Here is a 22492-nt window from a genome sequence, read left to right as displayed (position 1 = left end):
TTGGCTTCCAAGCGGTTTAATTTGCCTGTGAGTTCCAGGTTAATCATTTTATTATTGTTTTCTTGAGACTGACGATGTTGTATAGGATAACTGGTTCCATGAACGCGTCAAGCAGCCACTGCGTCGGCCTGTTGTTCCCAAACCCGCCGCCAGCGTCATGCTGACACTGGCGCTGCTGTTGATGACGCAGCGCCGGATTAGTGAAGTTCAGCTTTACGGATAAATAGCGCGGTCAGCATGCCGATGGCGCAGACGGCGATCACATACCACGCCGGGCCGAGCGGATCGTTCTTCAGCATCAGCGTCACCACCACCGGCGTCAGGCCGCCGAAGATGGCGTAGGACAGGTTGTACGAGAACGACAGGCCCGAGAAGCGCACCTGCGCCGGGAAGGCTTGCACCAGCACGCACGGCACCGCGCCCACCACGCCGACGCAGAAGCCGGTCAGGCCGTACAGCGGCAGCAGCAGTTCCGGCTGCACGCGCAGGGTGGTGTAGAACACGTAGGTGCAGATCGCCAGCAGCAGCGCACCGACGAACAGCACCGGCTTGGCGCCCAGCCGGTCGGCCAGCACGCCATACACCACGCAGCCTATCGCCAGTCCCAGGGTCGCCACCGTGTTCGCCCCCAGCGAGGTGCGCGGGTCGATGTGGTAGACCTTTTGCAGCAGCGCAGGCGTCATCAGGATCACCACCACGATGCCTGCCGACAGCATCCACGTCAGCAGCATGGAGACGACCACCGCGCCGCGATGGCTGCGCAGCACGGACTTCAACGGCATCTCGGCCGCCAGCGCTTTGCGCTGCGCCATCTCGGCAAACACCGGCGTCTCATGCAGCCAGCGGCGCAGGTACATCGCACCGAGGCCGAACACGCCGCCCAGCAGGAACGGCACGCGCCATGCGCCAGCCTGCACTTCGGCCGGCTGGTAGGCGGTGTTGAGCGCGGTCGCCACCAGCGATCCAAGCAGGATGCCGAAGGTGAGGCCGGCCGTCAGCACGCCGCAGGCATAGCCGGTGTAACGGGACGGCACGTGCTCGGACACGAATACCCACGCACCCGGCACTTCGCCGCCTACCGCCGCCCCCTGGAATACACGCATCAGCAACAGCAGCATCGGCGCCGCAAGGCCGATGCTGGCGTAGGTCGGCAGCAGGCCGATGGCCAGCGTCGGCACCGCCATCATCAGGATCGACAGCGTGAACATGCGCTTGCGGCCCAGCAGGTCGCCGAAGTGCGCCATCACGATGCCGCCCAGCGGACGCACAACATAGCCGGCCGCGAAGATGCCGAAGGTCTGCAAGGTGCGCAGCCAGTCCGGCATTTCGGGCGGGAAGAACAACTGGCCGATGGCGTTGGCAAAGAAGACGAAGATGATGAAATCGTAGAACTCCAGTGCGCCGCCCAGCGCGGCGAGGGACAGGGTTTTGTAGTCCTGGCGCGTGAGCGGACGTGCGGTCTCGGTGTTGTGCATGTTTTGTTTTTGTCGGTTGATGAAAATAGGGCAAACGTAGCATAGCACCCACAGTGTGGCTTTTGTGCCGCAGTTTGTGGTGCGCCGCAGCAGCAGCGGTAATCAGCATTACACGGGCTTCGTGTGCTGCGCCGCAGCATGGATTTGGCTTTACAAATTCCGACGGTAAGCTAAAGTCCTTAAAAAATGATAACGCTATCTTAGCGCTGACAAAAAAATCACTAGGTAGATGCAATTGTTTCGCATCTATTTTTTTAAAACGATATGTTAGCGCTATCTAACCTTGGAGATGTGGATGCAGCAGAGTATCCGTTGGGTGGTAATGGGCGTGAGCGGCTGCGGCAAGAGCACGGTCGGACAAGCGCTGGCGACGGCGAATGGCGTGCCTTTCGTCGAGGGCGACCAGTACCATCCGCCCGCCAACGTGGCCAAGATGTCGGCCGGCCAGGCGCTGAACGACGACGACCGCGCCGACTGGCTGCTGGCGCTGCAGGCGCAGGTCAGCGCGGCGCGGCTGCGCGGCGAAGGCCTGGTGATTTCCTGCTCCTCGCTCAAACGCCGCTACCGCGACCTGCTGCGCCTGGGCGATCCGGCGCTGCGCTTCGCGCACCTGAACGGTCCCAAAGAATTGATCGCCGCGCGCATGCAGGCGCGCGTCGGCCACTACATGCCGACCTCTCTTCTGGACAGCCAGTTCCGCGATCTGGAACCGCTGCAACCCGATGAAGCAGGCATCACGCTCGATATCGAAACACCGCCCACGGAACTGGTGACGCAGATCCGGGAGCAGAAGTAAGTAGTAAAAAAATCAAAATAATTAGACTGGAGACTGACCATGACTACACTGACTACCCGTAACACCATCATGCGCCTGGCCGTGGCCAGCGCTTGCAGCTGGATCGCCATCACGGCGGCCCACGCACAGCAAGTCGCGGAGGCCCAGCAAGCCGACGCACCTGCCGCTGCCGCCACCGAACCGGAAGCCAAGGTTGACAACGTGGTGACCGTATCGGGCTCGCGCATCTCGGCGCGCGGCTTCACCCAGCCGACGCCGACCACCGTACTGAGTTCCGACGACCTGGCCAAGACCGCCAAGCCTAACCTGTTCAACGCCATCGCCGAACTGCCTGCACTGCAGGGCAGCACCGGCCGCACCACCAGCACCAACAGCACCTCCAGCGGCATCCAGGGCCTGAGCTCCCTGAGCCTGCGCGGCCTCGGCCCGATCCGCACCCTGACGCTGCTGGACGGCCAGCGCGTGGTCGGCGCCAACGTCACCGGCGTGACTGACGTAAGCCAGTTCCCGCAGCTGCTGGTCAAGCGCGTGGATGTGGTGACCGGCGGTGCGTCCGCATCGTATGGTTCGGATGCCATCGGCGGCGTGGTCAACTTTGTCACCGATAAAAAATACGAAGGCTTCAAGTTCAACGTCGAAGGCGGTCAGACCACCTACAGCGACGACAAAAACGGCACCCTGCAAGCCGCCTTCGGCAAGGCTTTCATGGACGACCGCCTGCACGTAACGGGCAGCGTGGAATATGGCCGCGAGAAGGGCATCGAGTCGCCGGGCTTCGGCGAAGTGGGGCCTAACGGCCGTACGTGGTACAAGAATCCGGCGTATCAAGTACGCCCACTGTCACAGACCAACGATGGCAAGCCGCAGTACACCGTCATCGAACACGCGCAGCAGTACCAGTACGCCAAGTACGGCCTGATTACCAACGGCCCGCTGCAAGGCACGGCGTTCGGCGCCAACGGCCAGCCGTACCAGTTCCAGTATGGCTCCAACGGCGTACCGACCGGCACCGGCGCGGTCACCGGCTGCGTCAATCCATTCTGCATCGGCGGTGACTTGAGCGGCAGCGTGGGCGCCGGCACCAACCTGGCGATGGACCTGACCCGCCAGGTGGCATACACCCGCGTGGGCTTTGATGTGAATCCGGACCACGAGATCTACTTCACCGCCAACTTCGGCAAAGTGAAGTCGGAGTTCTCGCCGAATCCCGGCGCGGCCAAGAACGCCAACCTGACCATCCAGTGCTCGAACCCGTACCTGCCGGCTTCCATCGCGGCGGCATGCGCGGCGAATAACATCACCAGCTTCCAGTACGGTACGGCCAACGCCATCTTCCCTGAAAATATCAACGTCCATCCGACCCGCGAAATGCGCCGCCTGACCGTCGGGGCGAATGGCCGCTTCCCGGCCTTCGGCAAGGAATGGACTTATGACGCTTACGTAGAACGCGGCATCAACTTCACCGACATCATCGTGCACGACATGACGCTGAACGCGCGCTACAACGCTGCCATCGACGCGGTGAAGCTGGCCGACGGCAGCATCGTGTGCCGCAACGAGGTGGCACGCGCTTCCGGTTGCGTCCCGCTTAACATCATCGGCAATGTGCCGGTCAGCGCGGCGACCTGGAACTACGTGGCACCGCAAAACGGCCCGCAGCAGCACACCCGTCAGCAGCAGGACGTGGGTAGCTTCAATATCAACGGCGAAGCGTTTGAATCGTGGGCCGGCCCGATTGCCGTGGCGACTGGTGCCGAGTGGCGCCGCGAGTCGTACCGCGTCAACGGCGACCCATATGGCAATGGCATCTTCGCCGATTCGCCTAACACCGCGCAGTATCCGGCCGACCCTATCCTGAATTCCACGGTCGGCAACAACTGGTACGCCGGTAACTACCACAACGCTTCCGGCACCTACAACGTCAAGGAAGCCTATCTGGAGCTGAACGTGCCGGTGCTGAAATCGGCAACGTGGGGCGAGGCGAACATCAACGTCGCCGACCGCCACACCAAGTACAGCACCTCCGGCCACGTGGAAAGCTGGAAGCTGGGCGCCAACTGGAAGACCGGCATCGACGGCCTGCGCTTGCGTGCAGTCACCTCGAAAGACGTGCGCGCGCCTAACTTGAGCGAGCTGTATGCGGCGGCGGTGGTGGTCAACAACATCGTCCAGTATCAGGGCAACACCGTCACCATCCAGCAGCGCACCGTGGGCAACACCAAGCTGCGTCCTGAAATCGCCCGCAACAACATCTTCGGCATTGTGCTGGATCGTCCAAGCTGGGCGCCGGGCTTCAGCGCGTCGGTCGACTACTTCGACATCAAGGTCAATGGCGTGATCTCGTCGCTGAGCGCGCAGCAGGAAGTGGATCTGTGCGTGGCCGGTAACAAGGAAATCTGCGGCGCCATGTCGCTCAATAACGCGGTGTCGACCAATAACTACGTGACGGTGCAAGCCTTCAACCTGGCTTCGCTGCATAGCAAGGGCTACGACCTGGAAGCCTCGTACCGCATGAACCTGAAGGACTGGAACCTGCCGGGCCGCTTCACCGTGCGTGGCCTGCTGACCCGTAACATCAGCTTCCTGACCGATCCGGGCGTAGTCGGCACCATTCCATCGGAAGGCGCGGGCAATAATCTGGGGAGCACGCCGCGCTGGAAAGGCCTGCTGTCGCAGTCGTGGGATACCGATAAATACAGCCTGACCCTGAGCGAGCGCTGGATCAGCAGCGGCAAGTACAGCAACGAGTTTATCGAGTGCCAGACCAACTGCCCGGTATCGACCGTGATCCATCCGACCATCTACAACAACCACATGAAGGGCGCCTTCTACGTGGACCTGGGCGGCAGCTGGAAGTTCTCGGACAAGGGCACGGCCTTCTTCAAGATCGATAACATCGGCAACGTTGATCCGGCCGCCGCGCCTCAGACTAACCTGAGCTTCGGTATCAACCCGGCGCTGTACGATGTGATCGGCCGCGTGTACCGCGTCGGCATGCGCTACAGCTTCTAAGCGATGGCCGCGCTCTTCGGGGTGACGCCGGCAGCATGGGCGCTGATTGCCGTGGCATTGGCAGTCGGTACGCTCACGCTGCTGATCGCGTGGGCCAAGGTGCAGCCGCTGCTGGCGTTCGTGGCGGCGGCTTTGCTGGCGGCCCTGTTGCTGGGAATGCCGCTGGCAAGCATCCCCAAGTCCATCGACAAAGGCATCGGCGATCTGCTTGGATCGCTGATCGTGATCGTCTGCCTTGGCGCGGTGTTCGGCAAGCTGATTGCCGATAGCGGGGCGGCGCAACGCATCGCCAGTTATCTGATCGGCGTGTTCGGTTCCGCGCGCATGCCGGTGGCGCTGACCCTGACCGGCTTCGTGGCCGGCATCCCGCTCTACTACAACGTCGGCTTCGTGCTGCTGGTGCCGCTGGTGTTCTCGCTGGTGTACCAGAGCGGACGGCCGGCGGTGGCGCTGGCGATACCGCTGCTGGCCGGGTTGTCGATTGCGCACGGCTTCCTGCCGCCGCATCCATCGCCGACCGCGCTGGTGGCGCAGTTCCATGCCGATATGGGCCGCACGCTGTTCTACGGGATGATGGTCGCGGTGCCGACGCTGATTATCGCTGGCCCGCTGTTCGCCATGACGCTCAAGCGCATCAAGGCCGAACCGGCGCCGATGTTCCGCAGCGGCTTGCGCGACGAGGCCGAGCTGCCCGGCGTGTTCAATAGCTTTGCAACCGCGCTGCTGCCGGTGTGGCTGCTGGCCGCCGCCACAGGCGCCAGCATGCTGCCGATTGCCGATCCGGCGCTGAAATCGCTGGTGGCGTTCGTCGCCAATCCGATGATCGTGATGCTGGCAGCTTTGGTGGTGGCGGTGTTCACGCTGGGCGTGGCGCGCGGCCAGAAGCTGCCGGTGCTGATGGCCGGTGCGCAGGATGCTCTGCGTGATATCGCGCCTATCCTGCTGGTGATCGCCGGCGCTGGCGCGCTGAAACAGGTGCTGGTCGATTCCGGCGTCAGCGCGCAACTGGGTTCGCAGCTGGGCGCTTTGCCGGTGCCGCCGTTGGTACTGGGCTGGCTGGTGGCGACGCTGATCCGCATTTGCCTCGGCTCCGCGACGGTGGCCGGGTTGACGGCGGCCGGCATCGTGGCGCCGGTGGTGCAAGCCTCCGGTATCGATCCGTCGCTGATGGTGCTGGCGATCGGCGCCGGCAGTTTGATGTGCAGCCATGTGAACGACTCCGGCTTCTGGATGTTCAAGGAGTATTTCGGGCTGTCGCTGAAGGATACCTTCCGTTCGTGGACGCTGATGGAAACGCTGGTTGGCGTGTTCGGACTTGTTTTCGTATTGATTCTTTCTGCCTTCATAGGATAAACAGATGAAACCAATGTTGAATATGCTGGCCGCGGCAGCCCTTGCCGCGCCCATGCTGGTGCAGGCCGCGTCGATTTCGGCCTACCAGACCATGCCGGACGATCCGCGCGCCGTTAAGGTGAAAGCGGTGGCTGACGGCCGTGCCGATGATACGGCGGCGATCCAGGAGGCGCTGAACGCCGCCGCCAACAAGGGCGAGGGCGGGGTGGTGTTCCTGCCGTCCGGCCGCTACCGCATCACGCGCTCGCTGCTGGTGCCGCTGGCGGTGCGCCTGTACGGCGTCGGTCCGACGCGGCCGGTGCTGGTGCTGGGTGCGAACACGCCGGGCTTCCAGAAAGGCGTGGCCAACATGGTGGTGTTCACCGGCGGCGACCAGTACACGGTTGGCAAGGTGCCGGTGCCGGTGAAGAGCGCGGTGCCGTACAGCGAGAACGTGCGCGATGCGAATTCGGCGACCTTCTATTCGGCCATGAGCAATGTGGATATCGAAATCGGCGACGGCAATCCGGCGGCAGCGGCGGTGCGCTTGCGCACGGCGCAGCACTCCTACCTGAGCCACATGGACTTCCACATCGGCTCTGGTCTGGCGGGGGTGTACATGGTCGGCAACGAGAGCTTCGACCTGAAATTCTACGGCGGCCGTTACGGCATCCTGACCGAGAAGACCTCGCCCGCTTGGCAGTACACGCTGATGGATTCCTCCTTCGAGGGCCAGCGCGAGGCGGCGATACGCGGCCACGAGGCCGGCCTCACGCTGATCAACACCTCGATCCGCAACACGCCGGTGGGCATTGAGGTCAGCCGTGGCTACGGCGACTGGCTGTGGGGGAAGGACGTGCGCTTCGAGAACGTGTCGAAGGCGGCGGTCATCATCAGCAACGAGGACAACGTCTACACGCAGGTCGGGTTTGATAACGCGGTCGCCAAAAACACGCCAGTGTTCGCGCGCTTCCGCGACAGCGGCAAGACCGTGCCAGGCTACGGTGCGGCTTACCGCATCAGCGAATTCAATTACGGCTTGATGTTGCCGGGCCTTGGCAGCACCGGCAAGTTCGCCACCAACGTCAAGGGCGAAGCACTGAAAGCCTTGCCGGCGCAGCGCGCACCGGTGATGCGCACGCTGCCTGCGACCAAACAGTGGGCCAGCGTGCGTGATTTCGGCGCGGTGGGCGACGGCGTGACCGACGACACGGCGGCGGTGCAGAAGGCCATCGACAGCAAGCGCGTGGTATACCTGCCGCAGGGCTTCTACATGGTGCAGGACACCATCCGGCTGAAACCGGACACGGTGCTGATTGGCCTGCATCCGGGCGTGACGCAACTGGTGCTGCCGAATGGTTCGGCCGCCTACGCCGGCGCCGATGGTCCGAAGGCGCTGCTGGAAAGCGCCAAGGGCGGCGACGCCATCGTGACGGGCTTTGGTCTCGCCACCGGCGAAGTCAATCCGCGCGCCACGGCACTGCTGTGGAGGGCGGGCGCCGATTCGCTGGTGGACGATATCCGCATCCAGGGCGGCCACGGCACGCGGCTGTATGACGGCAAGCGCCGCGACCCGTATCAGAAATCCGCCAACTTCGATCCGACGCTGCACTGGGACCGTCAGTATCCAAGCATCTGGGTGACCGATGGCGGTGGCGGGACGTTTGTCGCGTGCTGGACGCCGAGCACTTTTGCGCAAGCAGGCTTCTACGTCTCCAACACCAAGACGCCGGGCAAGGTGTATGAGCTGTCGGCCGAGCACCACATCCGCGCCGAGATCGTGCTCGATAATGTCGAGAACTGGGAATTCCTCGCGCCGCAAACGGAGCAGGAGGTGCGAGACGGCATGGATGCGGTGTCGCTTGAGATCCGCAACTCGCGCAACATCACCTTCGCTAACTATCATGCGTATCGCGTGACGCGCTCGATCAAGCCGGCCGTGTCGGCGGTGAAGATGACCAACTCGGGCGACATCCGCTTCCGCAATGTGCACGTGAATGCCGAAAGCGGCTTTGCCACTTGCGATGAAAACGGCTGCGATACCTATCTGCGCGCCAGCAAATACCCGTTCGAAAACACGCTGCAGGATCTGACGCGCAAGCAGGAAGTGCGCGAGCATGAATTCGCGGTGCTGGATATCGGCCCTGCCACGGCGGCCAATGCAGCCGCTCCGGCGCGCGCCGCCACCGGCCCGCTCGCGGCGGCCAAGGTCGACAAGCTGGAAGGCGACTTCTACTCCATCGCCGGCGCAGCGGTGGACGCTCAGGGCAAACTGTATTTTGTAGACCGCCGTTTCAACCGCATCTACAGCTGGTCGAAAGAGGGCGGGCTGGCGGTGGTGCGCGATGCGCCGCTGGATCCGGTCAACCTCGCCATCGACAAGAGCGGCGCGATCATGGTGCTGTCGTCGGCCGGGCCGGAAGGCAAGGTGTACTCTTTCAATCCCGGGCAGCCGGCCGGCCCGGTCACCATCATCAAGCCGACGCCGGTGAAGGCCAACGCCGGCGCACGTACGGTGGTGCCGGTGAACTTCTGGCAGAACGGCGAGTTCCGCGACCAGCTCAATTTCGACACCTACGAATTCACCACGCTGGCCGAGATGTTCGCACGCGACGTCGCCAAGCCGAAGGCGCGTGAATACGTCTCGCCGGACGGCAGCCTGGTGCTGCCTGCCTACCGCGTGTTCAAGCAAGGCCCGAACGACCATCTCGGCTACCGCTTCTCCGACACGCTGGACACGCACGGCCTGGTGTCGGCCGGCGCCAACGGCCGCGTGGTGTTCACCAACGGCTCCGAGAACCGCACCTTCAGCGGCGTGATCGGCGCGGGCGGCGGCATCACGGACCTCAAGCTGGCGGCCAATCGCGGTGGCGAGAGCGCGGCGGTGGACCGCAACGGCAATGTCTACGTCGCCAACGGCCAGGTGTTCGTGTACGCGGCGGACGGCAAGGAGATCGGCCGCATCGACGTGCCGGAACGTCCGCTGCAACTGATCTTCGGCGGCGCCGATGGCCGTACGCTGTTCATCCTCACCCATCACTCGCTGTACGCGACAGGAGAATTCCATGCGCAATAAACTCGCATGTTTGCTGATGGTGCTTTGCGCGCAAGCCAGCGCGCAGCAGGCGCCGCAGGCGGCCAGGCTGTGGCCGGAAGGCGCGCCGGGCGCCGAGAAACGCCACAACGAAGCGGAGAAAGTCGACAACACCTACGTCAGCAACATCCACGATCCGTCGCTGACGGTGGCGCGGGCCAATCCGCGCCATGCCAACGGCGCGGCGGTCATCATCGCGCCGGGCGGCGGCCACCGTATGCTGGTATTCCAGAACGAGGGCATGGTGGCGGCAAAGTCGCTCAACCGCGTCGGCGTGACGGCCTTCGTGTTGAAGTACCGGCTGGCGCGCGATTCTGGCTCCAGCTACTCGATCGAGAACGACGCCGCCGCCGACCTGCGGCGCGCCGTGCGCTGGGTGCGCGCCCATGCGGCCGAGTATGGCGTCGATCCGCAGCGCGTGGGTGTGATGGGCTTCTCGGCCGGCGGCGAGCTGGTGTCGCTGGTGGCGGACAATCCCGAGCCATCTCCACCGGTACGTCAGGACGCTATCGACAAGCAAAGCGCGCGGCCGGACTTCCAGATCCTGGTCTATCCCGGCCCGCTGGGCTCGCCAGCCAGGGCGCCGCAGGACGCGCCGCCGGCCTTCATCGTGGCCGGCTCGGCCGACAAGTGCTGCATGCCGCCGGCGCTGACTCTGTACCAGCAACTTATAGGCGCCGGCGTATCGGCCGAACTGCACCTGTACGCCGACACCGACCACGCCTTCAACATGGGCCAGCGCTCGGAGCGGCTTTCCGACGTGCACTGGCCGGACCGGCTGGCCGACTGGCTCAGCGACGGCGGTTGGTTGATCCCGCGCAACGGCCGTGCGCCGCTCGGCGTGCCGTCGCCGCAGTAGAGTTGCGCGGCCGCCACTACGTGCGTTTCCGCACGGCGGCCGCTGCGGTAGAATCCGAGAATTGGATTTCCCTCTCCCAATTCAGGAGGCAGCGATGTCTACCACGCAAACTTTCCGCCCCGACCATCAATCGGCCGAGCTGGTGGAGGCCGGCATCGAGCGGGCCGACCGGCTTGGCCCCGAGAGCGCGGCCGAATACCTGAGCCACCGTGGCGTGGCCGAGGACGTCATCAAACGCGTTATTTCCGAACCGGAACATCGGCGCAACCCCGGCCGCCGCCGCTCGCGCGACGAACGCATGATCGAAGAAAGCTCGCGCGCCAACAAATTCCTGTAGGAACACGCTGACATACGACTATGTTCCCAGCCTACACAGGGCTGGTCCGTGCTCCTATAAGCCAGCGCACATAGCAGCGATATAGTGCAACTCATCTCAAAACTTTATGGATGAGGCACGCTATGTACGCAAGCAATGCTGCGCCCACGATCAGTCTGGCTGGCGCTCAACAGAATGAATTGCTGCGCGCCCTGTCGCGCGAAGAATTGCTCGAATTGTTCACCCACCTCGACCTGGTGCCGCTGGAAGCAGGCAAGCGCCTGTTCGACGCCGGCGACCTGATGGAATACGCTTACTTCCCCACCAACGCCATCGTCTCGCTGCAGCATGTGACCGAAGACGGCGGCGTGGCGGAGGTGGCGGTGGTTGGCCGCGAAGGTGTGGTCGGGGTGTCGATGTATGAGCAGGAACGCTCCCATTGCTGCGCGGTGGTGCAAACCGCCGGCTACGGCTACCGCATCAAGTCCGCGGTGCTGCGCGAAGCCTTCTTCAGTGGCGGCGCGCTGGCGCAGCAGTTGATGCGTCACACCAGCGCGCTGTTCGCCCAGCTGGCGCAGACGGTGGCCGGTGTGCGCCACGGCAGCATCGAACAGCGCCTGTGCCGCTGGCTGCTGGAACGGCTGGACCGTTCTCTGTCCAATGAATTGAAAGTGACGCAGGAGCTGATCGCCAATATGCTGGGCGTGCGGCGCGAGTCGATTACCTGCTGCGCCGGCAAGCTGCAGGAAGAGGGCTTGATTGAGTACCGGCGCGGCTGCGTCACCGTCATCGACCGCAGCGGCATGGAGCAGCGCGCCGGCGGCTGCTACTCCCACGCTTAATGCAAGTGAGTCCGGTGCTGCAGCTGGTCCAGCTTGCGCTGCACCACCTGGTACCAGGCTTGCGCCCAGCGCGCCGCGCGCTGCGATTCGTCGACGGTGAGCGCCGTCACAGTCCGGCGCACCGCCGCCATCTGGCGCTGTAGCGCATACACGGCGGGCGGGGCCTTGCGGCGCGGGCGAATTGTCATGTGCGTGTCCATGCAGCATATTCTGCCCAGCGCACGATGCTGCGGCTGTACGCTGGCTCACCTACACGGACACGGCTTGCCCCGGATTTACTTGCCCGGATCTTTCTGGTCGGCGAACTGGTCGAACTCGATGTTGTAGACCTCGTTGCCGACTTTTTCCACTTTGCGCACATACACGGTCTGCACCACGTCGCGGGTGGCCGGGTCAATGGCGATCGGGCCGCGTGGGCTGTTCAGCTTGATGTTCTTGAGGATGGCCATCGCCTGGTCGCCATCGATCTTGCCGTTCAGTTTGCGTGCCACTTCATAGATGGCGGCCATGCCGTCATATGCGCCCACGGCCATGAAGTTCGGACGGCCGCCGTTCGGATTGGCCGCCGCAAAGCTCTTCAGGAAGGCGGCGTTCTCCGGCGACTTGTGCGCCGCCGAGTAGTGGAAGGTGGTGATCACGCCCAGCGTGGCGTCGCCCATCGCCGGCAGCACGTGGTCGTCAGTCAGGTCGCCAGTGGCGATGACCTTGATGCCCGCTTCGGCCAGGCCGCGCTCGCGGTAGCCTTTCATGAAGGCGATGCTTTGCTCGCCGGCCGGCACGAACACGAATACCGCGTCCGGCTTGGCATCCTTGATGCGCTGGATGAACGGCGCGAACTCCGGATTGCGCAGCGGTACGCGAATCGCTTCCGTCACCGTGCCGCCGCCCTTGACCAGTTCCGCCTTGAAAGCCGCTTCGGCATCGATGCCCGGACCGTAGTCGGCCACCAGCGTGACCACTTTCTTGATCTTGTTCTTCACCGCCCAGGTGGCCATTGGGGCGGAGATTTGCGGCAGCGTCATCGAGAAGCGCGCGATGTAGTCGGACTTGGTGGTGACGGCCGAGGTGGCCGCGTTCATCACGATCATCGGTTTCTTGGCCTGCTGGGCGATCGGCGCCACGGCCATCGCCTCCGGCGTCAGGCCGAAGCCGGCCAGGAAGTCGACCTTGTCGCGCACCACCAATTCCTGCGCCAGACGCTTGGCCACTTCCGGCGCCGGGCCGGTGGTGTCCTTGATGATGATCTGGATCTTCTTGCCCGCCACGGTATCGCCGTATTGCGCCATATAGGCCTTGATGCCGCCTTCCATCTGCTTGCCGTAGTCGGCGAACGGACCGGAGAACGCGGCAATCACGCCGACCTTGATGGTGTCTTGCGCCCATGCGGCCGGCACGGCGGCCAGGGTAAATGCTGCAAGTGTCGCCATTTTCACTACATTTTTCATGCTCATCGTTGTCTCCTGTCTGGTTCCTGTGTTGTTCTGATGACGGCGATTGACAATATACCGTGAGAATCATAGTATCCAATACACGTGCGATTAACAACCACTTGTTCGATAATCGCACAACATTAATAAAACGAGGAGACTAGCAATGAAAAACACCATTCGCGGCGCGGTTGCGCTGCTGTGCGGGATTGGCGCATCGGCCGCTATGGCCCAGAGTAACGTCACCATCTACGGCCTGCTGGATAGCGGCGTCGAGCACGTGACCAATGTGAACGCGGCCGGCGACGCCGTCACCCGCGTACCGTCGCTGACCGGTAGCTTCCCGTCGCGTATCGGCTTCCGCGGCACCGAGGACCTGGGCGGCGGCCTGTCGGCCATCTTCACCCTGGAAAGCGGCCTGGCCGTGGACACCGGCACGATGGGGCAGGGTAACCGCCTGTTCGGCCGCCAGGCCACCATCGGCCTGAAGGGCGACTTCGGCACCGTCAGCATCGGCCGCCAGATCAACATGACCTACATCGCCATGCTGAAGTCGGACGTGATGGGGCCTAACCTGTTCGCCATCGGCAGCATCGACGCCTATCTGCCGAATGCGCGCAGCGACAATTCGATCAGCTACCTGGGCAGCTTCAATAACTTCATCGTCGGCGCCACCTACAGTACTGGTCGCGATAGTTCGGCTGCCGGCGGCCCGGCTGCTACTGGTTGCGGTGGTGAAGTGGCGGGTAATTCCAAGGCTTGCCGTCAGGTGACCGGCCTGTTCGGCTACGAGACTCCGGCGTTCGGCCTGAATGCTTCGTACGATATCTTGTACGGCAACACCGGCGCGGCTGGCGGCCTGACCTCCAGCAACAACAGCGACAAGCGCGTGACCGCCAATGCCTACGTCAAGGTCGGCGAGGGCAAGCTGGCCGGCGGCGTGGTTGATCGCACCACGCGTGCGGCCACCGGCCTGACCGAGTCGGACTTGTACTTCTTTGGTGTGAGCTATCCGGTCACGCCGTTGACCACGCTGGATGCGCAGTGGGCCCGCAAGGATGTGAAGAACAGCGGTGACGACGCCACCATGCTGGTCGCGCGCCTGACCTACTACTTCTCCAAACGCACCGCTGTATATGGCGGCGTGGGGCGCATGAAAAACTCGGGTCTGTCGGCGGTGGCGCTGGATGCCGGCGGCACCGTCGGCGCCGGCAAAACGCAGAATGGCGTCATGACCGGCATCCGCCACTCGTTCTAATCGATGTCGTCCCGGCGGAGGCCGGGACCCAATTTAATTGGACCCCGGCCTCCGCCGGGGCGACGTGCGGATTACGGCAGCAGTACCGCCAGTTCCTGCGCGCCCCGTTGCAGCACCGGCAGGAACTCATGCTGCAGCTGCTCCACGCTGACGCGGGCCGCTTGCGCGCCCACGTTCAGCGCCGCCAGCACCGTGCCGGACGCGCCGCGCACCGGCACCGCGATCGACCGCAGTCCCAGTTCCAATTCTTCATCGTTGATGGCATAACCGTCGCGCCGCACTTGGGTCAGCACTTCACGCAGGCGCTTCTGGTTGACGATGGTGTTGACCGTCATCGGCCGCAGGCGCGTGTGCTCAAGATAAGCGTCCAGCTGCTCCGGCGGCAAATGCGCCAGCATCACCCGGCCCAGCGAGGTGCAGTAAGCAGGCAGGCGGCTGCCGGTGTTCAGCGCCACCGACATCACGCGCGAGGTCGCCGCACGCGCGACGTACAGCACTTCGCCGTCTTCCAGCACCGCCAGCGAACTCGATTCATTGAGCGCGCGGCTGATGTTGTTCAGGTAGGGCTGGGCCGACACCGTCAGCGGCGTCGATGACAGGTAGGAATAACCCAGCGTCAGCACCTTGGGGCGCAGCGAGAAGTTGTTCAGCTCCGCGTCGACGTAGCCCAGTTCGCGCAGCGTGTGCAGACAGCGGCGCACGGCGGCGCGCGGGATGCCGGTCTTCTGGCTGATGCTGGCGATGGTCTGCGGTTTGCGCGCGTCGCTGAAGGCGCGCAGCACCGCCAGGCCGCGCGCCAGCGAGGTCATGAAACTGGGATCGGTCATCGCGTCGATCTGCTCGGCGATGGTTGGTTCGCGGTCGTCTTCCGCGTCGAGAGGTTGGGTAGCTTTGGACATGGCGTGATTTTAATGCAGGCGTTGGATGCGATAGGCGTTTTTTTCTTGACCCCGGCCAGCGCAAGTTCTACACTGGGTGTGCGATAATCAATCATTAGTTCGATTATCGCACAACATGCACTGGAAAGAAGATATGATCGATAAAACTTTTGAATCACTGGAGCGCGCGGTCGCCGACATCCATGACGGCGCCACCGTCATGATCGGCGGTTTCGGCAACGCCGGCATGCCATCGGCGCTGATCGACGCGCTGATCGCGCAGGGCGCGAAAGAGCTCACCATCGTCAACAACAACGCCGGCAACGGCGAGACCGGCCTGGCCGCGCTGCTCAAGGCCAAGCGCGTGCGCAAGATTATTTGCTCGTTCCCGCGCCAGTCCGACTCCCATCATTTCGACGCGCTGTACCGCGCCGGCGAAATCGAGCTGGAACTGACGCCGCAGGGTAATCTGGCGGAGCGCATCCGCGCCGCCGGCGCCGGCATCGGCGGCTTCTTCACACCGACCGGCTACGGCACGCTGCTGGCCGAGGGCAAGGAAACGCGCCTGATCAACGGCCGCCAGTACGTGCTGGAATCGCCGATCCACGCCGACTTCGCGCTGATCAAGGCGCTGAAGGGCGACCGCTGGGGTAATCTGGTGTACCGCAAGACCGCGCGTAACTTCGGCCCGATCATGGCGATGGCCGCCAAGGTCGCCATCGCGCAGGTGCAGGACGTGGTGGCGCTGGGCGAGCTGGATCCGGAAAACATCGTCACTCCGGGCATCTTTGTACAACGCGTGGTGAAGGAATCGGCATGAGCGCAAATCGTTATACCCGCGACCAGATGGCCGCCCGCGTCGCGCAAGACATTCAGGAAGGCGCCTACGTCAATCTCGGCATTGGCTTGCCGACCAAGGTGGCGAACTACCTGCCGACCGACCGCGAAGTGTTCCTGCATTCCGAGAACGGCCTGCTGGGCATGGGTCCTGCGCCAGCCGAAGGCGAGGAAGACGATGACCTGATCAACGCCGGCAAGCAGCCGGTGACGCTGCTGACCGGCGGTGCTTACTTCCACCACGCCGACTCGTTCGCGATGATGCGCGGCGGCCACCTCGACGTGTGCGTGCTGGGCGCCTTCCAGGTGTCGGGCAAGGGCGACCTGGCGAACTGGCACACCGGCGCGCCGGATGCGATTCCGGCGGTGGGCGGCGCGATGGACCTGGCGCTGGGCGCCAAGCAGGTGTTCGTGATGATGGAACACCAGACCAAGACCGGCGAGAGTAAGATCGTCGCCGAGTGCACTTATCCGCTGACCGGCGTGGCTTGCGTCAACCGCATCTACACCGATATGGCCGTGCTGGACGTGACGCCGAACGGCCTGGCCGTGCGCGAAATGGCCCCGGGCCTGACGTTTGAAGAACTGCAGGCCGCCACTGGCGCCCAGCTTTTGAAAGGACAATGAAATGACTGAAGCATTTATCTGCGATGCCATCCGCACTCCCATCGGCCGCTACGGCGGCGCACTGAAGGACGTGCGTGCCGACGACCTGGGTGCGATTCCGATGCGCGCGCTGAAGGAACGCAATCCCGGCGTGCAGTGGGACCAGGTGGACGATGTGTTCTACGGCTGCGCCAATCAATCCGGTGAGGACAACCGCAACGTGGCGCGCATGTCGGCGCTGCTGGCCGGCCTGCCGCAGGAAGTTCCGGGCACCACCATCAACCGCCTGTGCGGCTCGGGCATGGACGCCATCGGCACCGCCGCACGCGCCATCCAGGCCGGCGATGCCAGCCTGATTATCGCTGGCGGCGTGGAGTCGATGACGCGCGCGCCTTACGTCATGGGCAAGGCCGACAGCGCATTTTCGCGCAGCGCCAAGATCGAAGACACTACGATGGGCTGGCGTTTCGTCAACAAGGCGCTGAAGGAAGTCTACGGTACCGAGACTATGCCGGAGACGGCGGAAAACGTCGCCGCCGATTATGGCGTCAGCCGCGCCGACCAGGATGCGTTTGCGCTGGCCAGCCAGCAGAAGACCGCTGCCGCCATTGAGGCCGGTGTGTTCAAGCAGGAGATCGTGCCGGTATCGATCGCTCAGAAAAAAGGCGATCCGATCGTGTTCGCCCAGGACGAGCATCCACGCGCCACCACCACCGAAGCGCTGGCCAAGCTGAAAGGCGTAGTCCGTGCGGATGGCTCGGTCACCGCCGGTAACGCCTCGGGCATCAACGACGGCGCCTGCGCAGTGCTGGTCGCCAGCGGCGAGGCGGCCAAGCAGCACGGTCTGAAACCGCTGGCCCGCATCGTCGGCATGGCCACCGCCGGTGTCGCGCCGCGCGTGATGGGCATCGGCCCGGTGCCGGCAGTGCAAAAGCTGCTGCGCCAGACCGGCCTGACGCTGGATCAGATGGACGTGATCGAATTGAACGAAGCGTTTGCCGCGCAAGGCTTGGCCGTGCTGCGTGAACTGGGCCTGAAGGATGACGACAAGCGTGTCAACCCGAACGGCGGCGCTATCGCACTGGGCCACCCGCTGGGCATGAGCGGCGCACGCCTCGTCACCACCGCGACTTACCAGCTGCACCGCACCGGCGGCCGCTACGCGCTGTGCACTATGTGCATCGGCGTGGGGCAGGGAATTGCGATGATTATCGAAAGAGTGTAATTTGGTTTGCAGGAAGTAGTGGAGACAACAATGAAAAGCATAACAATCACAGGAGGCAGCCATGTTAGCTAACTTCGCCGGCGTGCTGTTCGACGGCATTGCCTATGGCAGCCTGCTGTTCCTGATCAGTGTCGGCCTGTCGGTCACGATGGGCATGATGAACTTTATTAACCTGGCCCACGGCGCGTTCGCGATGCTGGGCGGGTATGTGAGCGTGACGTTGCTGTCGCGTTTCGGCGTGCCCTTCCTGGCGTCGCTGCCGCTGGCCTTCATCGCTTCGGCGGTGGTAGGGCTGGTGCTGGAGCGGGTGCTGTATCGCCGTCTGTACAAAGCCAGTCATCTGGATCAAGTGCTGTTCTCGATCGGCCTGACCTTCATGGCCGTCGCGGGCGCGACCTACATCTACGGTCCGACCCAGCAGCCGGTGGTGCTGCCGGATTGGCTGCGCGGCCAGGTATCGCTGCTGGGCCTCGACGTCGGCGCGTATCGCCTGTTCCTGATTGGCGTGGTGGTGCTGGTGACTGTGGCGCTTGGCCTGCTGATCGAACGCACCCGCTTCGGCGCGCAGATCCGCGCCTCGGTGGACAACCAGACCGCCGCTGCGGGCCTGGGCATCAACGTCAGCCTCGTGTTCAGCCTGACCTTCGCGCTGGGCTCCGGCCTGGCCGGTCTGGGCGGCGGCCTGGGTATCGACGTGCTGGGCCTCGATCCGACCTTCCCGGTTAAATACATGGTCTACTTCCTGCTCGTGGTGGCAGTGGGCGGCGCCGGCACCATCAAAGGGCCGCTGCTGGCAGCTGCGATTCTTGGCGTGTTCGACGTCGCCGGTAAATACTACGTGCCTGAAGTCGGCGCCTTCGTGATCTACGCGCTGATGGTGGTGCTGCTGATCCTGTTCCCTGCTGGCCTGATGCGGAGGAAAGCATGAACGCTTTTGCTGATACTGAAACCAAACCTGTCGCCAAGGTTGCCGCCATGCTGCCTGCGCCTAAATTGCCTAACGACCGCTGGCAGCCGCTGGAAATCGTCTTCTGGCTGCTGCCGATTGCGGCGTACTTTGCCTTCCCCGGTTATCTGGTGCTGATCAGCCAGATCATGATCGTCGGCCTGTTTGCGGTGTCGCTGGATTTGATCCTCGGCTATGCGGGTATCGTTTCGCTGGGCCACGCCGCTTTCTTCGGGCTTGGCGCCTACACCGCCGGCCTGCTGGCGGTGCACGGCTGGGGCGAGCCGTTGAGCGGCTTGCTGGCTGCTGCGGTGGTGGCCGGCGTTGCCGGCCTGCTGACTTCCTTCCTGGTGGTGCGCGGCCAGGATCTTACGCGCCTGATGGTCACGCTGGGCATCGGCCTGATGCTGTTTGAAGCGGCCAACAAGGCGTCGTCCATCACTGGCGGCGTCGATGGACTGTCTGGCATGATGGTCGGTAAGCTGTTCGGCACTTTCGAGTTTGACCTGAACGGCAACGTCGCCTTCTGGTACAGCTTCGCTGTGCTGTTCGTGCTGTTCGCGGTGCTGCGCCGGGTGGTCAAGTCGCCGTTTGGTTTGACCCTGATCGGTATCCGTGAAGGCGTGCGCCGCATGCCGTCGCTGGGCGTGAACGTCAATCGCCGCCTTGTTGTCATCTTTACGGTGGGTGCTGCGGTGGCTGGTGTCGCCGGTGCGTTGCTGGCGCAGACCACGCAGTTCGTCGGCCTCGATGCGCTGGGCTTCCCGCGCTCCGCTGAACTGGTCATCATCCTGGTGCTGGGCGGGACCGGTCGCCTGTACGGCGGACTGGTAGGCGCGGCGGTGTTCATGCTGCTGCAGGATTACATCGCCGGTTTGAATCCAACCTACTGGCAGTTCTATATCGGCTTGTTGCTGGTGCTGATTGTGCTGTTCGCACGCGGCGGCATCTTGGGTGGACTGGAACGCTTGCGCAAGGAGAAGCCATGAGCCGCGATATCACTTTACGTACCGAAGGCCTGAGCAAGAAGTGGGGCGCGTTCGTCGCCAACAGCGACGTGTCGCTGACGTTTGAACCGGGCGCGCGCCACGCGCTGATCGGCCCTAACGGCGCCGGCAAGACCACCTTCATCAACCTGCTGACCGGCGCCTTCAGCCCAAGCAGCGGCAAGGTGTATCTGGGCGGCGAGGACATCACGCATCTGCCGCAGCACGCACGCGTCCACAGCGGTATGACGCGCACCTTCCAGCTCAACACCCTGTTCGCAGGCATGACGGTGCTGGAATCGGTGGTGTTGGCGATTAACGAGCGTCGCGGTTTGCAGAATGTGTGGTGGAAGACGGTCGAGAATCATCCTGAAGTCATCGCCGAAGCGATGGAACTGCTGGCGACCCTGAAACTGAGCGACCAGGCCAACAGCATCACGCGCAGCATGGCTTACGGTAAGCAGCGGCTGGTGGAGATTGCGCTGGCGCTGGCCACCAAGCCGCGCATCCTGCTGCTGGATGAACCGGCGGCCGGCATTCCTCAAGCGGAGAGCAAGGAGCTGTTCGAAGTGCTGGCGCAGTTGCCGCGCGATGTGACGGTGCTGTTCATCGAACATGATATGAGCCTGGTGTTCCGCTTCGCCGACCGCATCACGGTGCTGGTGGGCGGCAAGGTGCTGACCGAGGGCACGCCGGCGGAAATCGCGGCGGATCCACGCGTCAAGGAAGTTTATCTGGGGGAGTCGGAACATGACTGAGTTGCTGGTGTTGGATAAGGTCACCGCCGGATATGGCGAATCGATCGTGCTGGAAGATGTGTCGTTCACCTTGAAGGAAGGCGATTCGCTGGCGCTGCTGGGCCGTAACGGCGTCGGCAAAACCAGCTTGCTGGTGACGCTGATGGGCCTCACGCGCCTGCACAAGGGCAGCATCCGCTGGGCCGGCGGCGATATCTCGCGCGTGTCGACCCACAAGCGCTCGCGCGCTGGCTTGGGCTGGGTGCCGCAGGAGCGTCATATGTTCCCGTCGCTGACGGTGGAGGAGCACTTGACGGTGGTGGCGCGTCCGGGGCCGTGGAATTTGCAGAAGATCTACCAGATCTTCCCGCGTCTGTTCGAGCGCCGCAACAACATGGGCAACCAGTTGTCGGGAGGCGAGCAGCAGATGGTGGCGATTGCGCGCGCGCTGATGACCAATCCACGCATCCTGCTGCTGGATGAACCGATGGAAGGCCTGGCGCCGATCATCGTGCAGGAGCTGGTGCGCGTGATCCGCAAGCTGGTACAGGAGGAGGGTATGTCGGTGATCGTGGTGGAGCAGCATGCGCGCCTGGCGCTGTCGCTGACGCAGCGCGCCATCGTGCTCGATCGTGGCCGCATCGTGCACGACTCGGACAGCGCCAGCCTGCTGGCCGACGGCGACAAGCTGGATAAGCTGGTCGCAGTAGCGTAGCCGCGCGTCGTCCCGGCGAAGGCCGGGACCCATAGAACATATGAGCTGTGTTATCGCATACGTTCTATGGCCCCCGGCCTTCGCCGGGGCGACATATCTTATTTCTTAGTGTAGATGCCTACGCCGACGAAGTAGCTGTCGTTCACCTTCTTCACGTAGGAGGACTTTGGCTCCAGCTGTTTGTTCACTGGATTGACCCACACATAATCCACCCAGCCGGTCTTGCCCGACATGGCCAGATCGCGCATCTCTTTCGAGAAGTATTTTCCGTTGGCGTCGCGCAGCTGGTTCATGTCCTTGTTGTTCAGCTTGGGATTCGTGGCGTGGCATTTCATGAAGCCGTTCGCCTCGTACACGAACACATACAGCTCGCCCTGGATATAGCCGCCTTTCGGATCGGCGAAATCCTTGCACGCGTCTTCGATACTTTTTTTCTGGATGTTCGCGACGGCCTTATCGACCAGCGCAATGGCGTCCTGCTTGCTGTCCTGTGCAAACGCGGGCAGCGCCGCCAGCATCGCAATCGCTGCCGCCAGGTGTTTGAGTTTCATGCTGTCTCCTGTCTAGTTTTTTTCAAGGTACTGCAGGGACTATGCTAGCGCACTGTGTCGCGCGGCGCGAGCGGCGCGCGGCTTTGTTCGTTGTTTTCTTGTACGAGTTTGGTCAGCAGCTCCATGAACTGCAATTGCTCCGCACCGGTGAGGGGAGCGAGGATGCGCCGGCGCAGGCGCTGCGCTCCCGGAATCAGGTCTTCCAGCAGCTGTTCGCCCGCCGCCGTGATGGTCAGCGCGCGCTGGCGGCGATTGGTTGGTATCACCTTGCGCTCCAACAGGCCTTTCTCTTCCAGCCGCGCACACACGGTGGCGCCGGTTGAGGTATCGATGCCGCAAGCGGCCGACAGCGAGACCTGGTCGATGCCCGGTTGGGCCGCGAGGTTGCGCAGCATCGCATACTGCACCGGCGTCAGCTCGCTTCCCATTTCGTCGTAAAAAATCGACACCGAGATTTGCTGCGCGCGACGCAGCAAGTGGCCCGGATGCTCGTACAGGTTGATTAATTTGCTTTCGGTTTCAGGCATGGAATTCTCTGCTTGTGCTGCGTGACTTCGTAGTCTACTATATTCAGTGTACTGAATATAAAACGCAAGGAGA

At 63.3% G+C, this 22492-nt stretch carries 21 protein-coding genes; 15 read left to right on the top strand and 6 right to left on the bottom strand.

Features of this window, described 5'->3' with window-relative positions:
• Positions 1–197: 197 nt before the first annotated feature.
• Positions 198–1475, bottom strand: a complete 1278-nt coding sequence (locus BMZ70_RS08985) for an MFS transporter (RefSeq protein WP_092272624.1) — start codon at positions 1473–1475, stop codon at positions 198–200.
• 295 nt (positions 1476–1770) lie between these two features.
• Between BMZ70_RS08985 and BMZ70_RS08980 the strand changes: the two genes are divergently transcribed.
• The 7 genes from BMZ70_RS08980 to BMZ70_RS08950 all read left to right on the top strand — a co-directional run bounded on the left by BMZ70_RS08980 (position 1771) and on the right by BMZ70_RS08950 (position 11726).
• Positions 1771–2271, top strand: a complete 501-nt coding sequence (locus tag BMZ70_RS08980) for a gluconokinase (RefSeq protein ID WP_229205350.1) — start codon at positions 1771–1773, stop codon at positions 2269–2271.
• Between the two features lie 39 nt (positions 2272–2310).
• Positions 2311–5283: a TonB-dependent receptor plug domain-containing protein gene (locus BMZ70_RS08975; RefSeq protein WP_229205349.1), complete on the top strand. Its 2973-nt coding sequence runs from the start codon at positions 2311–2313 to the stop codon at positions 5281–5283.
• 3 nt (positions 5284–5286) lie between these two features.
• On the top strand, positions 5287–6636 hold the full coding sequence (locus BMZ70_RS08970) for a gluconate:H+ symporter (RefSeq protein ID WP_092272618.1): 1350 nt from the start codon (positions 5287–5289) through the stop codon (positions 6634–6636).
• 4 nt (positions 6637–6640) lie between these two features.
• Complete coding sequence (locus tag BMZ70_RS08965; RefSeq protein ID WP_207231516.1) at positions 6641–9691, top strand: glycosyl hydrolase family 28-related protein; 3051 nt, start codon at positions 6641–6643, stop codon at positions 9689–9691.
• Entirely contained in the window at positions 9681–10568 is an 888-nt protein-coding gene (locus BMZ70_RS08960) for an alpha/beta hydrolase (RefSeq protein WP_092272613.1), read from the top strand. Before BMZ70_RS08965 ends, BMZ70_RS08960 begins: the two co-directional genes overlap by 11 nt.
• A gap of 94 nt (positions 10569–10662) precedes the next feature.
• The gene (locus BMZ70_RS08955; protein WP_092272610.1) at positions 10663–10905 is read left to right on the top strand and encodes a hypothetical protein; all 243 of its coding nucleotides are present in this window, start codon (positions 10663–10665) and stop codon (positions 10903–10905) included.
• A gap of 122 nt (positions 10906–11027) precedes the next feature.
• Positions 11028–11726 (top strand): Crp/Fnr family transcriptional regulator, encoded by a 699-nt coding sequence (locus BMZ70_RS08950; RefSeq protein ID WP_307183682.1) that lies wholly within the window; start codon positions 11028–11030, stop codon positions 11724–11726.
• Here the strand turns inward: BMZ70_RS08950 and BMZ70_RS08945 are convergent.
• Both BMZ70_RS08945 and BMZ70_RS08940 read right to left on the bottom strand, forming a co-directional pair.
• Positions 11723–11914: a hypothetical protein gene (locus tag BMZ70_RS08945; RefSeq protein ID WP_092277684.1), complete on the bottom strand. Its 192-nt coding sequence runs from the start codon at positions 11912–11914 to the stop codon at positions 11723–11725. The genes BMZ70_RS08950 and BMZ70_RS08945 overlap by 4 nt on opposite strands.
• 87 nt (positions 11915–12001) lie before the next feature.
• Positions 12002–13153 (bottom strand): ABC transporter substrate-binding protein, encoded by a 1152-nt coding sequence (locus BMZ70_RS08940; RefSeq protein ID WP_229205462.1) that lies wholly within the window; start codon positions 13151–13153, stop codon positions 12002–12004.
• Between the two features lie 166 nt (positions 13154–13319).
• Here BMZ70_RS08940 and BMZ70_RS08935 point away from each other — a divergent pair, with 166 nt between their 5' ends.
• Positions 13320–14411, top strand: a complete 1092-nt coding sequence (locus tag BMZ70_RS08935; RefSeq protein WP_092272604.1) for a porin — start codon at positions 13320–13322, stop codon at positions 14409–14411.
• 71 nt (positions 14412–14482) lie between these two features.
• On the opposite strand, the gene BMZ70_RS08930 is transcribed toward BMZ70_RS08935, so the two are convergent.
• Positions 14483–15310, bottom strand: a complete 828-nt coding sequence (locus BMZ70_RS08930; protein ID WP_092272601.1) for an IclR family transcriptional regulator domain-containing protein — start codon at positions 15308–15310, stop codon at positions 14483–14485.
• A gap of 133 nt (positions 15311–15443) precedes the next feature.
• Here BMZ70_RS08930 and BMZ70_RS08925 point away from each other — a divergent pair, with 133 nt between their 5' ends.
• The 7 genes from BMZ70_RS08925 to BMZ70_RS08895 all read left to right on the top strand — a co-directional run bounded on the left by BMZ70_RS08925 (position 15444) and on the right by BMZ70_RS08895 (position 21341).
• Positions 15444–16109, top strand: a complete 666-nt coding sequence (locus tag BMZ70_RS08925) for a 3-oxoacid CoA-transferase subunit A (protein ID WP_092277680.1) — start codon at positions 15444–15446, stop codon at positions 16107–16109.
• The gene (locus BMZ70_RS08920) at positions 16106–16753 is read left to right on the top strand and encodes a CoA transferase subunit B (RefSeq protein ID WP_092272599.1); all 648 of its coding nucleotides are present in this window, start codon (positions 16106–16108) and stop codon (positions 16751–16753) included. Before BMZ70_RS08925 ends, BMZ70_RS08920 begins: the two co-directional genes overlap by 4 nt.
• Before the next feature lies 1 nt (position 16754).
• The gene (gene pcaF / locus BMZ70_RS08915; protein ID WP_092272596.1) at positions 16755–17957 is read left to right on the top strand and encodes a 3-oxoadipyl-CoA thiolase; all 1203 of its coding nucleotides are present in this window, start codon (positions 16755–16757) and stop codon (positions 17955–17957) included.
• A 61-nt stretch (positions 17958–18018) separates the two neighbouring features.
• A complete protein-coding gene (locus BMZ70_RS08910; protein WP_092272593.1) occupies positions 18019–18885 on the top strand; it encodes a branched-chain amino acid ABC transporter permease in 867 nt (288 codons plus the stop codon).
• Positions 18882–19892, top strand: coding sequence for a branched-chain amino acid ABC transporter permease (locus BMZ70_RS08905; protein ID WP_092272590.1), 1011 nt, complete (start codon positions 18882–18884; stop codon positions 19890–19892). Before BMZ70_RS08910 ends, BMZ70_RS08905 begins: the two co-directional genes overlap by 4 nt.
• Positions 19889–20647 carry an ABC transporter ATP-binding protein gene (locus BMZ70_RS08900; protein WP_092272587.1) on the top strand — a complete coding sequence of 253 codons (759 nt, stop codon included), beginning with the start codon at positions 19889–19891 and terminating at the stop codon, positions 20645–20647. The genes BMZ70_RS08905 and BMZ70_RS08900 overlap by 4 nt, the downstream gene beginning before the upstream one ends.
• Positions 20640–21341, top strand: coding sequence for an ABC transporter ATP-binding protein (locus tag BMZ70_RS08895; RefSeq protein WP_092272584.1), 702 nt, complete (start codon positions 20640–20642; stop codon positions 21339–21341). Before BMZ70_RS08900 ends, BMZ70_RS08895 begins: the two co-directional genes overlap by 8 nt.
• A gap of 98 nt (positions 21342–21439) precedes the next feature.
• Here BMZ70_RS08895 and BMZ70_RS08890 read toward each other — a convergent pair whose 3' ends face one another.
• Positions 21440–21892 (bottom strand): cache domain-containing protein, encoded by a 453-nt coding sequence (locus BMZ70_RS08890; protein ID WP_092272581.1) that lies wholly within the window; start codon positions 21890–21892, stop codon positions 21440–21442.
• Between the two features lie 44 nt (positions 21893–21936).
• A complete protein-coding gene (locus BMZ70_RS08885) occupies positions 21937–22419 on the bottom strand; it encodes a MarR family winged helix-turn-helix transcriptional regulator (RefSeq protein WP_092272578.1) in 483 nt (160 codons plus the stop codon).
• Positions 22420–22492 lie beyond the last annotated feature (73 nt).

It is taken from the genome of Duganella sp. CF402 (assembly GCF_900109645.1).
Taxonomy (GTDB): Bacteria; Pseudomonadota; Gammaproteobacteria; order Burkholderiales; family Burkholderiaceae_D; genus Rugamonas.
This window is presented reverse-complemented; position numbering and strand designations above follow the sequence as displayed.